Consider the following 13,667-nt stretch of genomic DNA (forward strand, 5'->3'; position numbering starts at 1 on the left):
TTAGAGAATTATATAATAACATATATTTTATATTATGAAAGCATATTAACATAATATTAATAATTTTTATAAAACTCTTGTTTTTTTATTAATATTAGTTACTATATAAACAATAAATAAAATTATTTTAGGTTTTAATTTATGAAATTTATACTTTCCAGATTTATGATAGGAAGCATTGTAATATTGATAGGTGCTTATATTCTACTGCAATATGTTTTTCATATTTATATTCCGGCACTTGCATACACTCCGGTATTCACTATAATAGTTGCTATTTTGATAATGGCTTGGGGCTGTGCTATAGTTGTAGGCAGAGGTTTTTATGCATCTAAAATACTTTTGGGTATATTTGTCATAGGTACAGGAATATATGTACTTATAAGGTACTGCTTTAATGTTAATATGCCTTTTATATTATATACTCCTATATTTAGAATGGTTATAGGTATGATAATAATATTTTTGGGTGTTTATATACTATTCGGCATGCATTATGTAAGAGACAGCATACCAAAAAATAAAAAAACTAAATATAGTGTTTATTTTAAAACCGATAGTATAGATTTATCTGAATTGGAGATAGATAGAAACAGAACAATAGATATTAATACAATTTTTTCAGATACTGTAATTTTAATAAGCGATAAAGTACAAGTTCATATAAAAGCTTCAAGTGCTTTCGGATCTGTTTCTCTTCCTACAGGCGACAGTGTGAGTTTTGGAGAAACTAATTTTGTTATGGGTACATCTGACAAAATACTTTATTTAAATGTTAGTTCTGCATTTGCTCAGATTAGAGTACTTTATAAATAAATTTTTATAGGCAGCAAATAACTTATGCATATTATATCAGGAAATAAAAAGGGAAGAAAAATCATAACACCAAAAAGAGATTTCAGACCTACACAGGGTAAGGTTAAAGAGGCTTTTTTTAATATAATTGATATAGAAAATAAAACTTTTTTGGATCTATGTTCCGGAAGCGGTGCTATGGGGTTTGAGGCTTTAAGCAGAAATGCTAAGTTTGCTGCTTTTATTGAAATAGACAGAGAGGCTATAAAAACTATTTTTTCTAATGCTAAAGCTATATTCAATGACAATGAAAATATATATAAAATAAAAAGAGTATCTGCAGAAGATTATGTAAAAAAAACTAATGATAAATTCGATGTTATATATTTAGATCCGCCTTATCATTCAAAAATATATTTTGATGTTATAAATAATATAATAAAAAGAAATATACTTAATGATAATGGAGTTTTAGCCGCAGAGTTTGGGGCAGATTATTATAAGAAATTTTTAGAAAATGAAGAATTAAAAAATATAATATCTGGTATTATGGAATATGATATAAAAACTTACGGCGAAAGCGTTTTGATAATATTTAAGTATATATAAAAAAAGAGATGCTTATTAAAAAGCATCTCTTAATAGTTTTTCATAAACCATTTAGCCGTAAAATATTTTCATAAACCTTATTTATTTTTTCACAAACCTTAATCTATTAATCGTCCCATTGCTGACCCATTAACTGACCATTAGCAGCTACATATATTTCCATCATATTGTTAAGTTTTATTTTGTAATTACCCCATTCTTTTTCAACATCGATCATTCTAGCCTGAGGATAAGTTCTTCTAACAGTATTAGCTACAGCTTGAGGTAAAACGCTCATAGGTACTCCATTATATTCTCCGTCTATATTAAGCCAATTACCATTAGGCATAAAATCTATAGAAGCTCCATTAGACAATTTTACTTCAAATTTGCCGTCATCTCTTTCAACTTTCCATATCTTAGCATTAGGATAAACTCTTCTTATAAAAGTCCTAGCTTTTTGAGGCAATGCTGAAGCTGGTACTACCCAATCAGCAAAAAGACTTGATGTAGAAAGAATAGTCAAAGATATTAATAAAGCAAATAATTTTTTTGTCATAATAAACTCCTTAATTTAATTGTATTTTCTAATAATCTCCTGTAAATTATCTTTACAATTATAAGTATAGCAGAAAAACGTTTTATGTCAATAGAATTTACTATTATTTTACAATTTTTTTACAAAATATTATTAAATCAATATTTTTGTAAAACATATTGTACTTTAGAGTTGTTTGTATAAAATAAAATCTCATTATAGTAAATATTGTTTACTTTTACAATTATTTTTTATGAATGGTTTATAATTAAATACATTTAACTTGAATGATGAGAGATTAGAGCATGAAAAAGAAGATTTATTTTTCTATACCAATAATAGCGGTTGCATTAATAATAGCTATTTCATTTTACAGGAGCAGAGATAAATATATAACAGCTACAGTAGTAATAAGCGATACTATACTTAATATAACTGCAGAAACTTCTGATAAAAATATGGATAAGCTTATAACCAGCATTACAAATGAAATAAATAGAATGGATAATATAGTAAATCCTTATAATACTGCAAGTGAAATAGGAAGAATAAACAGTGAAAGTTTATCTGGAAAAACAGAAATAGAAATTTCAGATGAAATGGCGCATATATTTACTACAGGATTAAGATATTCACAATTAAATCCGTCTTTTGATATAAGCGTAAGACCTTTGATAGAGTTATGGGGATTTGGAGTTAAAGAAAATCAGACTGTACCTTTAAAACAAGATATAGATAATGCTTTGGCTAATATAGATTATTCTGCTGTAAGTATAATTACTAATGATGATAAAAAGATATTAAAATTATCAAAGCCTTTAACATTTGATTTTGGATCTTATGGTAAAGGTTATATAATAGAAAAATTAAAAAATGTATTTGCAGAGTACGGCATAAAAAATTATTTAATAGATTACGGCGGAGATACTTATGCTAATGGAGTCAATAGCAAGGGTAAGCCTTGGGTAATAGCCATAAGAAATCCAAGAAACGATGCTGACGGATATTTGGGACTTTTAGAATCCACAAACTATACTATAGTAACTAGCGGTGATTATGAAAGGTACTTTACTCAGGATGGTACTAATTATCACCATATAATAGATGCTAAAGTGGGATATCCTACTTATAATAGTATATCCGCTACTATTGTTCATACTAATGCAGAAGAGGCTGATGCTTTATCTACGACAGCATTTTTGATGGGTACCAATTTCTTTACAAATGAGGCATTTAAGTATAAAGAGGCTTATATTGTAACCCCTCAAGGTGAATTATTTATAGTAACCAATGATAATTTTTAAATATACACTTTAAATTGCAAAAAATATATATATACTATAGAGCATAATAAATGAATTATGTTTAATTTGATTTTTTATTATAGAGGTTTTATATGGCTTTTTTTGATTTAAGTTTAGAAGAACTTTATAAATATAAAGGAAGCGGTGAAGAGCCTAAGGATTTTGATGAATTTTGGCTTAATACTTTAAATGAAAATTATCATAAAACAGAGGCTGAATATACTTTAATAGATACTTATTTAAAATTATTTGATGTATGGAATGTATCATTTAAAGGATATTCAAAGCATATTATAAACGGCTGGTATATAGCACCTAAATATGCAAGGGAAAATAATGAAAAATTAACTTGTATAATGCATTATCCTGGATACGGCGGAGGAAGAGATTATCCTAATAGTCATTTACTTTTTCCTTCAGCAGGTTACAGTATATTTGTTATGGAGGTAAGAGGACAGGGAGCAGAGGGAGGAAACGGAGCAACAACTCCTGATCCTGTAGGTTCAACTCCTCATGCTGACGGTTTTCTTACTATGGGAATTTTGGATAAAAAAGACTATTTCTATAAAAGAGTTTTTGTAGATGCTGTTAAATCAATCGAAGCTGCAAAGGAGCATCCTCTTACAGGAAGAATTGCTGTAAACGGTACTAGTCAGGGCGGAGGCATAGCACTTGCACTTCTAGGACTTTCAGCACTTAAAAATGAAAAAATTGAGGCTGCTATGATAGATGTGCCTTTCTTATGCGATTATAAAAGGGCATGTACTATTACAGATACCTTGCCTTATAATGAAATAGCTAGATTCTGTAAAACAAATAGAATGCATGAAAATAGAGCATTTGAAACTTTATCATATTTTGATGGAAGCTTTTTTGCTAAGAGGGCTAAAGTTAAGGCTTTATTTTCTGTAGGGCTTATGGATATTTTATGTCCTCCTTCTACTGTTTTTGCTGCTTATAATAATTATTCCGGTGAGAAGTCTATTAATGTTTATACTTTTAATGGACATGAGGGCGGAGATAATGAGCAGAGTGAAAGAAAATTGGAATTTTTGAATTCTTTAAATTTATAGTTTTAAAATATATGGTGTTTTACATATTATACATATATTATCTTCTATTATTTATGTAAATAAAATAGGTTGATAATATTTGTATATATGTTATATTATTATACACAATAATAGGTATTAATGGATATGGTATGAAGATTATATCTGGCAGATTTTTTTCTAAATCTGAACTAAGAAATAGAATATTGAGAGATGTGGTTATTTCTATTTTGTTCTTATTTATAATCGTTTTGGTTTATATGCAAATTAGAAATCCTATACCTATAAAATTTATTTTTAAATCTCTTTTTCAAGATGTTAAAACTTCAATAGTAGAGGAATATTCTAAAATATTTTATCCCACCTACTATTTTTCTATGCAGATGACTCCTATATTTGATATAGTTAATCAGGCTCCGGAAGCTTATAAAATTTTAATAACTAATTTCTTCCCAAAGCATACTTTTATAGAAAAAGCAGCTATGCAGGTTGGTAATAACTATATGTCCATTACTAAAGAAGGCAATGGATATAAAGTCGTCGGGCATATTGTAACAAACAGCAGCAGCAATCTATATTCATCTGTACCATTTGAACAGCTTAGTATTGATTCTTTCTATATAAAAGATGGAAAACCTTATATACATTTAATATATATAGCTAATGAAAATGTGGCTTTTGAATATATTTCTCAATTTAATGTGAATTTCAGTGATGTAGAGCTTAGAGATATTGATAATATGCATGCATACCTTATAACAGGAAATAGTAAAATTACTTTTCCTATATCATATTCTGATACAAATGCTGTGAGAGATAATTTAGATTATAATGTTATAGCTGATATTATGACAGAAGAATTTGACGGAACTAATGAGGATATGATAAAAGTTGCATATAAGGATAATAATTATTGGGGATATAAAGGTACTTTTTCAGTTGCTAATAATAATATACAAATAGGAATAATTATTCCTGAAAAGGATTTAATCAATAAAATACAAATACCTATAATACTATTCTTAGTTGTATTTATAATTGTTACTATAGTGATAATAGTAATGCTTGCTATACATTATATTAGAATGATAGAAGAATTAAAAAGAAATCATATGAATATAACTAAAATAATAGAAGAAGGTGAAAATACTAATGTAGAGTTTAAATCCACATTAAGATATGACAGTAATACAGAAAAAATAAATAAAGCTTTAGAAGAAGTTATTATGAAATCTATTGCGGCATTCAGCAATACAGAAGGCGGAAGACTGTTTATAGGTATTACTAATAACGGAGAAATAATAGGGCTTGAGCATGATTATGGCACTTTAAAACAGCCAAATAGAGATTTTTTTGAACTTCATTTAAGAACACTTATAGAAACTTACTATGGTAATGCATTTTCTGCTGAGGGGATAAGAATTGATTTTGTAGATCATGAGGGTAAAGATATATGTATTGTTTATGTAAGTAAAGGAAGAGAGCCTGTATATACTAAAATAACAAATAAACAGGGTGCTAAAGAAGAAAAATTCTACATAAGAGTTGGAAATTCTTCTAGAGAAATTGCAAATGCTAGCGAAATAATAGCATATGTGAAAAAACATTTTAAATAATTAAAATATTTAAATGTTTGATCAATCTAACTTGACTATTAAACTATATATTATATAATAATTATTACTAATAATAAAAAAGGAGTGTTTATATGTCTGTATATGATAGTGTTATAATAGGCGGAGGTCCTGCCGGTCTTTCTGCTATGCTCTATTTAGGAAGAGCTTTGACAAATTCCATTTTGATAGAAAAAAAGGGTATAGGCGGTCAGATGATGAGTACTGATGCTGTTGAAAATTATTTAGGTTTTCCAGAAGAGATGAGTGCTTTTGAATTAGTAGCCAGAATGCAGCAGCATGCCGAAAAATTCTCTAAAAATGAAATAGTTTATGATGAAGTTATAAAAGTAGAAAATATTAAAGATGAAGTAAAAAAAGTTATCACTGCTGACGGTAATACTTATGAAACAAAAACAATAATACTTGCTATGGGCGGATTTGCTAAAAAATTAGGTACTAAAGGCGAAGAGGCTTTCGGAGGAAAAGGTGTTTCATATTGTGCTACTTGCGACGGAGCTTTCTACAGAAATAAAACTGTTGCTGTAGTTGGAGGCGGAAACAGTGCTTTTGATGAAGCTTACTTCCTTACAAGATTCGTTAATAAAATATATTTGGTTCATAGAAGAAAAGAATTCAGAGCTGAACCTATAAACGTAAAACATTTAACAGATACAGGAAAAGTAGAATATGTACTTGATTCTGTAATAGATGAGATTTGCGGAGACGGTAAGGTTAATAGCATAAAAATAAAAAATGTTGTAGACGGTTCTATACATGATCAGGCTGTAGATGGTGTGTTTGTATTCGTTGGTCAGGAGCCTGCAACTCATTTCTTAAAAGACACCGGCTTGGAATTAAAAGATACAGGACATATAGTTACAGACATGTCTACAATGGAAACTAATATTCCTGGTGTATTTGCCTGCGGAGATTCTATATTAAAGCCTGTTCGTCAGGTTGCTAATGCTGTTGGAGAAGGTGCTGTTGCTGCTATGAGCGTAACTCATTATTTGAATAAAGCTTAATTTTAATTTTGCAATTTTTAATAAAAAAGAGTTTAGCTTTTAATTAAGTTAAGCTCTTTTTTATTTTATTGCTCATTCTTATATCGGAAATTCCTACACATACTAAGAATCTAAGCACATTTTAGGTATCTAAGACATAAAAAAGAAAAAAATTAAAATTTAAAAAAAAAATCAGTAAATAATATTAATTTATTTTTTACTATTACTATATATTAGTTGAATAAAAATATTATTTTTTTGTTTTATAAAAAACTTTGTAAATTATATTAACTTTTTTATTAAAAATTTATATTATTGTGTATAAATATCATTAAAATGTTTACATTAATATTGAAAGAATATTGCAATTGTATTTTTTACTAATTAATTACTTTTTAACAAACATTATTTATTTTTGTTATCTTTTCTATAATAGAAAATTAATTGTATCTAGTGTAAATTTTTAAGGAATATATATGATAAACAAAAAACTATTTAAATTATTTTTATTAATATATCCATTGTCTTTATTTGTATTATCTTGCAATAATAAAAGCACAGCACCTGTTATTAACAATAATGGTGATAATAAAAGTGCTGTTTATAAAACAATAACTAAAGATCAAATTCTAAATGTTTTTAAATCTTTATCAGCATTTGAAGTTGGAGGAGAAACTTGGGATTTTTCTCAAATTACAAATCTGGATGATTTTTATAATATAGATGCTGAAAAATTGTATGATTATCAATATCTTGAAAATGTTGCTAAATTAACATCATCTAAAGCTGGAAGTGCTTCAGTAAATGCATTAATTAAAAAATTAGAAAAAGAAGTAGCTCCAAAGTTAGACGAAATAGGTATATATTTTCCAGAAGATGTTACTACAGTATGGGGGGATCCTAATAGTACACGTCCTTTACGTATAATATTTACTATAAAACCAAAAAGTGGTTATATTCCTGATAAGGAAATAGAGAAATTATTTGATAAAGAGTTATTGATTGTATTTATTACTAAAGCTAAATGGGTATCATAATAAATTAGTATGCTTAGTTAAATAGGTCTCATATAATTTTTATATGGGACCTTTTTATTTATTGTTTATTTAAATTATGATATTTTCTAAATAGATTTATTAATTATATACTTAATTTAAATTAAATCTGTATTGTAAAGCCTCTGTAACATGATCTACTCCTATAATATCTTTGTCATCTAAGTCGGCTATAGTTCTTGATACTTTCAATATTTTATTATAGCTTCTTGCACTCATTGAAAATCTTTCCATAGCCATATTGAGTAAATTTCTGGCTTTATCATCTAATATGCAGAACTTTTCAGTTTCTTTTATACCCATAGATGAATTTGAAAATATTTTAAGTCCATTATCCTTGAATCTTTTTTCCTGTTTTTTTCTAGCTTCAACAACTGTTTTACGCATAGAGGCAGAACTCTCTCCATCGGCTTTTGAAGTCATTTTAGCATATTCAACGGCACGAACTTCTATTGATATGTCTATTCTGTCTAGTATAGGTCCTGAAAGTTTGGCAATATATTTTTTTCTAGCTATATCAGAGCATCTGCATGTATGTTTTTCATCTCCATAATAACCGCAAGGGCAAGGATTCATAGCAGCAATCAAAGTGAAATTAGCAGGAAAAGAAATGCTTCCATTTGCTCTGCTTATAGTTATAGTCTTTTCTTCCATTGGTTCTCTTAATGTTTGAAGTGCTGAACTTTGAAACTCTACAAACTCATCAAGAAATAAAACTCCATTATGTGCTAATGTTATTTCTCCAGCCTTTATATTTCTTCCGCCTCCTACTAAACTTACATAAGAAGAAGTATGATGAGGTATTCTAAAAGGGCGTTTTTTTACTATAGGCATGTTCTTTGATAATAGCCCATAAGAAGAATATATTTTTGTAACTTCCAAAGCTTCTTCGAATGTTAATGGAGGTAGTATTGTAGGTATTCTTTTTGCTATTAAAGTTTTACCGCATCCTGGAGAACCTATCATTATAAAATTATGTCCTCCTGCTGCTGCTATCATTGCCGCACGTTTTGCATATTCCTGTCCTTTAACATCTGAAAAATCTATATTATCATTTTCTTCGCTATTAAAATTGAATTTACCTTCAGATACTATAGGGGCTTTTTTTCCTTCAATGGCATCTATTGCTTCTTTTAAAGTTTTTACAGGATATAGATTAATTCCGTCAATGATATTAGCTTCTTCCATATTATTAAATGGTATTATAGCATTTGTTATACCCAATTCCTTAGCATTCAAAAGCATTGAGAATATTCCTTTTACCTCTCTTACGCTTCCATCCAATGCCAATTCCCCAAGTATAATAGTTTTGTCCATAAAGTCAGAGAAAAATACTTGAGCACTTGATGAAAGTATGCCCAAAGCGAAAGGCAAATCGTACATGCTTCCTGTTTTCTTTAAATCTGCTGGTGCTAAGTTTATAGTTATTCTTTTTGGCGGAAAAAACCTGTCGCTATTATTTATGGCGGCAATTACTCTCTCTTTTGCCTCATTTACTGCCTGATCCGGTAAGCCTACAACATCGAATTTAGGCAGTCCTTCTGATATATTAACTTCTATTACAATAGGTATTCCTTCTATTCCATAAAGAGCTTCTGAATATATTTTTGTATGCATATAAAACTCCATTGTATTAATATTTATATGCATATAGTTAAACAAATTTTTTTTATGATTTAAGCCTGAATTTTATTTATTTTTTAGTAAAACAAATGAGTTTTATAGTAATATTTTTTTAATCTTGATATATTATAATAATTGAAAATTTTGATACAGTATAAAATTATATTATGATTTTATACTGTGTAAAGAAATAAAAATATATTTTTTTAATTTTCTTCTTATTTAATTAATCGAAAAAATTGACAATCCTATTTTTTTGAATATAATATATATTATACTAGTATGATTAGTCGACTAGTATAATTAGTTTTTAAGGATTTTTTTATGGCTACTAAAAAAATATCTGATGATGCTATCATAAATGCCACTATTACAAATAGCGGCGGTATAGTAATCAATATTAATTCTACAGTTAAACATATGTTTTTTAATCATATAAAGAAGGCCGTTGAAGAAGTAGTTAATGAAACAGATATAAAAAATATAGTTATAGATGTAGATGATTATGGTGCTTTGGACTTTTGTATAAGAGCAAGAACTAGAATGGCTATTAGAAGGGCTATAAAGAGTTTGGAGGCAGTAAAATGAATAATAAAAAAAATAATCCTTTTGTTAATTGCAGATCATGGTTATTTGCCCCTGCTAGCAACCCTAAATTATTATATAATGCTGTTGTTTATAAACCAGATGCAATTATATTTGATTTAGAAGATGCTGTTGCTTTAAAAGAGAAAGAAGATGCTAGAGAATTATTAATAGAAGCATTAAAAAGCATTAATTATGGAACAATACCTATTTTTGCCAGAGTAAATTCTATAAAAACTCCGTTTGGATTTGATGATATAAAATATTTAGTTCAGGCAGGACTTAAGCATATACGTCTTCCTATGTGTGATACTCCAGAAGAAATAAAACAAGTAGATGATTTTTTAACAAAAGTGGAATCTGAAAACGGAATACCAAAAGGAACAGTAGTAATAGCAGCAGCATTAGAAACACCTATAGGAGTATATAATGCTTATAATATAGCAACTGCTTCTGACAGAGTAATAGGAATTTCATTGGGTGCTGAAGATTTTACAAGATGTATGGGTATAGAAAGAACAAAAGAAGAAGAAGAATTGGCTTATGCTAGAGGAAAAATAGTAATGGAAGCTCATGCTGCCGGAGTAGCTTGTGTTGATGGTGTTTATACTAAAATAGATGATATGGAAGGTTTTCAAGTACAATGTGAAAGAGCAAGAAGTTTAGGTTTTACAGGAAAAGCATGTATACACCCAGCACAGATACCTTATTTGCATAAAGCATATCTTCCTAAAAAAGAGGATATAGCATATTCTTTAGAAGTTTTAGAAGTTGCTAGTAAAACTGATATTAGTAACGGCGGAGTAATATCATTAAATGGAAAAATGATAGATATTCCTATAATAGAAAAAGCTGAAAAAATTGTGGCATTAGCAAGATCAGCTGGAATGATTAAGTGATATTCTAATTAATAGGAGTTAAAAATGGGTAATAAAATAACTAATTCATTAGGAATAGAATTACCGGAATATATAGAGGGATATGGTAAAGTAAAACCATTTATGGGTGCTTTTTACTATTATAATAAAGAGAATCAGCAAACACAATCAAGAAGAATTAAAAATCATAAACCTAATAATAAGAAATTATGTTCTTCTATAAGAGAAGCCATAGAGAAAAGCGGTTTGAAAGATGGTATGACTATATCATTTCACCATCATTTGAGAAACGGCGACGGAGTAATAATGCTTGTTGTAGAAGAAATATCTAAGATGGGTATAAAAGATATTTCTATATGTACATCATCATTCACTAATGCTCATGAGGGACTAATTGAATATATAAAAAGCGGAGTAATAACTTCTATAGCAACATCAGGATTAAGAGGCGAGATAGGAAAAGCAGTTTCTACAGAAAATATATTAAAAAAACCTGTTGTATTTAGAACTCATGGCGGAAGAGCAAGAGCCATAGAAGCCGGAGAAGTAAAAATAGATGTAGCATTTATAGGAGCACCTGCATGTGATGAAGAAGGTAATATGAATGGAAGTGAAGGAAAAAGTGCTTTCGGTGCTATGGGATATCCTATGATAGATGCTTTATATGCTGATTATGTAGTTGCTATTACTGATAATTTAGTTCAATATCCTTTGCATAGAGTATCAATACCTGAAATATACGTAGATTCAGTTGTAGTTGTAGATTCTTTAGGAGATCCTAATTTGATAGCTACAGGTGCTACTAGAATAACTACAAATCCTACAGAACTTCTTATAGCTGAAAAGGCTGCTGAAATACTTATAGGATGCGAACTTATAAAAAATGGATATTCTTTCCAAGCTGGAGCAGGCGGAGCTTCTTTAGCTGTATGCAGATATTTAAGAGAGTATATGATAGAAAACAATATAAAAGGCTCTTTTGTATCCGGCGGAATAAATGCTTATCTTTTGAATTTATTTAAAGAAGGATTATTTGAAAGTTTATTAGATACTCAGACATTTGACGGATCTATCGCTAATGCTATAGGCGAAGAGAAAGGTTATATAGAAATGTCAGCTTCTATGTATGCTAATCCTAATAATGGAAGCTGTGTTGCTCATAAATTAGATATGATGATGCTTTCTGCTACAGAGATAGATTTGAATTTCAATGTTAACTCTTTGACAGGTTCTCATGGATTGATCATGGGTGCTTTGGGCGGTGCTCCTGATACAGCAGCAGGTGCTAAAGTAACATTAATGACAGTACCTTCTATTAGAAAAAGAATGCCTATTATTACTGATAAAGTAACAAATATAGTAACTCCTGGAGAAAGCGTAGATATATTAGTATCCGATAGAGGAGTATGTGTTAATCCTAATAGAAAAGATTTAATAGATGTTCTTAATAAAAATAATATAGAACATAGAGATATTAGAGATCTATACGAGGAAGTTATATCTATTACAGGAGTTCCTGATAAAATTCAATATACCGATAATATAGTTGGAGTAATTGAATATAGAGATGGAAGTGTAATAGATTTAATTTACCAAGTAAAAAAATAAAATTTTTTAATAAAATATTAAGGAGTTTAATATGAAAACTTTATTCAAAAGTTTACTTGTTATGTCCATTATATTGATAATGGCTTCATGTAAAGGCGGTGATTCAGCTGCTAATTATCCTAGTGGAAACTTGGATTTTGTAGCTCCAGCAGGTGCAGGCGGCGGTTGGGATTTAACTATTAGAACAATAGGAAAAGTTCTTCAAGACACTAAAATAGTAAAAGTTCCTATGCCTGTAAGAAATGCTCCAGGAGCAGGCGGTGCAGTTCATCTTGGTACTTTACAAACTAAAAAAGGTGATGCAAGAACTATAACTGTTTATTCTCCTCCTATCATTTTCTTAAATTTAAATGGTACTACAGAATATAGTTTTAGAGATCTTACACCTTTAGCAAATTTAATAGCTGATTATGCTGCATTTGTTGTTAAAGCTGATTCTCCATACAAAAACATTATGGATGTAATGAATGCTCTTAAAGCTGATCCTAAATCTGTAAAAATAGGCGGTACATCTTCTGCTGGATCTATGGACCATGTTCAGTTCTTAATCATGGCTAGAGCTGCTGGTGTTCCAAATTTAGATCAAATAGATTATATTGCTTTCGATGATGATGGTGCTACACAAGTTTTGGGCGGACATATAGATTTATTCTCTACAAGCTTAGCTGACGTTATGGGTTTGGTTGAAAGCGGTGATTTAAGAGTTTTAGCACAAACTGCTGATAGAAGAATCGGAACAGGAATAAAAGGCGAAATACCTACTTGTATTGAATCTGGAATAAATGAAACTTTCGTTAACTGGAGAGGATTATTCGGAGCTCCTGGAATGCCTGAATATGCAGTTACTTTCTGGAAAGATGCTTTAGCTAAAATGGTTGAAACTCAAGAATGGAAAGATGCTTGCGCTAATTATGACTGGGATCAATATTATCTTAATTCAGAAGATTTCGTAAAATTGTTAGAACAAGCAGAACAAGATTACAAAACAATATTAGAAGATATTGGTATGTTGAAAAAATAA

General features: G+C 29.1%; 13 protein-coding genes. 11 read left to right on the top strand and 2 right to left on the bottom strand.

Going from position 1 to position 13,667, the window contains the following annotated elements; genetic code table 11:
• The first annotated feature begins 141 nt into the window (after positions 1-141).
• Both BHYOB78_RS01430 and rsmD read left to right on the top strand, forming a co-directional pair.
• A complete protein-coding gene (locus BHYOB78_RS01430) occupies positions 142-816 on the top strand; it encodes a hypothetical protein (protein ID WP_020064435.1) in 675 nt (224 codons plus the stop codon).
• 24 nt (positions 817-840) lie between these two features.
• The gene (gene rsmD, locus BHYOB78_RS01435; protein WP_012671578.1) at positions 841-1,404 is read left to right on the top strand and encodes a 16S rRNA (guanine(966)-N(2))-methyltransferase RsmD; all 564 of its coding nucleotides are present in this window, start codon (positions 841-843) and stop codon (positions 1,402-1,404) included.
• Positions 1,405-1,510: 106 nt separating this feature from the next.
• Here the strand turns inward: rsmD and BHYOB78_RS01440 are convergent, their stop codons facing one another.
• A complete protein-coding gene (locus BHYOB78_RS01440) occupies positions 1,511-1,942 on the bottom strand; it encodes a PepSY-like domain-containing protein (protein ID WP_012671579.1) in 432 nt (143 codons plus the stop codon).
• A gap of 284 nt (positions 1,943-2,226) precedes the next feature.
• Here BHYOB78_RS01440 and BHYOB78_RS01445 point away from each other — a divergent pair, with 284 nt between their 5' ends.
• The 5 genes from BHYOB78_RS01445 to BHYOB78_RS01465 all read left to right on the top strand — a co-directional run bounded on the left by BHYOB78_RS01445 (position 2,227) and on the right by BHYOB78_RS01465 (position 7,934).
• Entirely contained in the window at positions 2,227-3,225 is a 999-nt protein-coding gene (locus BHYOB78_RS01445) for an FAD:protein FMN transferase (RefSeq protein ID WP_012671580.1), read from the top strand.
• A gap of 92 nt (positions 3,226-3,317) precedes the next feature.
• On the top strand, positions 3,318-4,298 hold the full coding sequence (locus BHYOB78_RS01450) for an acetylxylan esterase (RefSeq protein WP_012671581.1): 981 nt from the start codon (positions 3,318-3,320) through the stop codon (positions 4,296-4,298).
• A 131-nt stretch (positions 4,299-4,429) separates the two neighbouring features.
• Complete coding sequence (locus BHYOB78_RS01455) at positions 4,430-5,893, top strand: AlbA family DNA-binding domain-containing protein (RefSeq protein ID WP_020064436.1); 1,464 nt, start codon at positions 4,430-4,432, stop codon at positions 5,891-5,893.
• A 92-nt stretch (positions 5,894-5,985) separates the two neighbouring features.
• Positions 5,986-6,918: a thioredoxin-disulfide reductase gene (trxB, locus tag BHYOB78_RS01460; protein ID WP_020064437.1), complete on the top strand. Its 933-nt coding sequence runs from the start codon at positions 5,986-5,988 to the stop codon at positions 6,916-6,918.
• A 455-nt stretch (positions 6,919-7,373) separates the two neighbouring features.
• On the top strand, positions 7,374-7,934 hold the full coding sequence (locus BHYOB78_RS01465) for a hypothetical protein (protein WP_020064438.1): 561 nt from the start codon (positions 7,374-7,376) through the stop codon (positions 7,932-7,934).
• Positions 7,935-8,045: 111 nt separating this feature from the next.
• On the opposite strand, the gene BHYOB78_RS01470 is transcribed toward BHYOB78_RS01465, so the two are convergent.
• A complete protein-coding gene (locus tag BHYOB78_RS01470; protein WP_020064439.1) occupies positions 8,046-9,569 on the bottom strand; it encodes a YifB family Mg chelatase-like AAA ATPase in 1,524 nt (507 codons plus the stop codon).
• A 330-nt stretch (positions 9,570-9,899) separates the two neighbouring features.
• Between BHYOB78_RS01470 and citD the strand changes: the two genes are divergently transcribed.
• From citD to BHYOB78_RS01490, 4 genes are read left to right on the top strand one after another with little or no spacing between them, the layout of a single operon-like run.
• Positions 9,900-10,163: a citrate lyase acyl carrier protein gene (citD, locus tag BHYOB78_RS01475; protein WP_020064440.1), complete on the top strand. Its 264-nt coding sequence runs from the start codon at positions 9,900-9,902 to the stop codon at positions 10,161-10,163.
• Positions 10,160-11,059: an HpcH/HpaI aldolase/citrate lyase family protein gene (locus BHYOB78_RS01480; protein WP_012671587.1), complete on the top strand. Its 900-nt coding sequence runs from the start codon at positions 10,160-10,162 to the stop codon at positions 11,057-11,059. The genes citD and BHYOB78_RS01480 overlap by 4 nt, the downstream gene beginning before the upstream one ends.
• Before the next feature lie 24 nt (positions 11,060-11,083).
• Positions 11,084-12,646, top strand: a complete 1,563-nt coding sequence (gene citF / locus BHYOB78_RS01485; RefSeq protein WP_012671588.1) for a citrate lyase subunit alpha — start codon at positions 11,084-11,086, stop codon at positions 12,644-12,646.
• A gap of 31 nt (positions 12,647-12,677) precedes the next feature.
• Entirely contained in the window at positions 12,678-13,667 is a 990-nt protein-coding gene (locus tag BHYOB78_RS01490; protein WP_012671589.1) for a Bug family tripartite tricarboxylate transporter substrate binding protein, read from the top strand.

The organism is Brachyspira hyodysenteriae ATCC 27164 (genome assembly GCF_001676785.2).
Lineage (GTDB): Bacteria > Spirochaetota > Brachyspiria > Brachyspirales > Brachyspiraceae > Brachyspira > Brachyspira hyodysenteriae.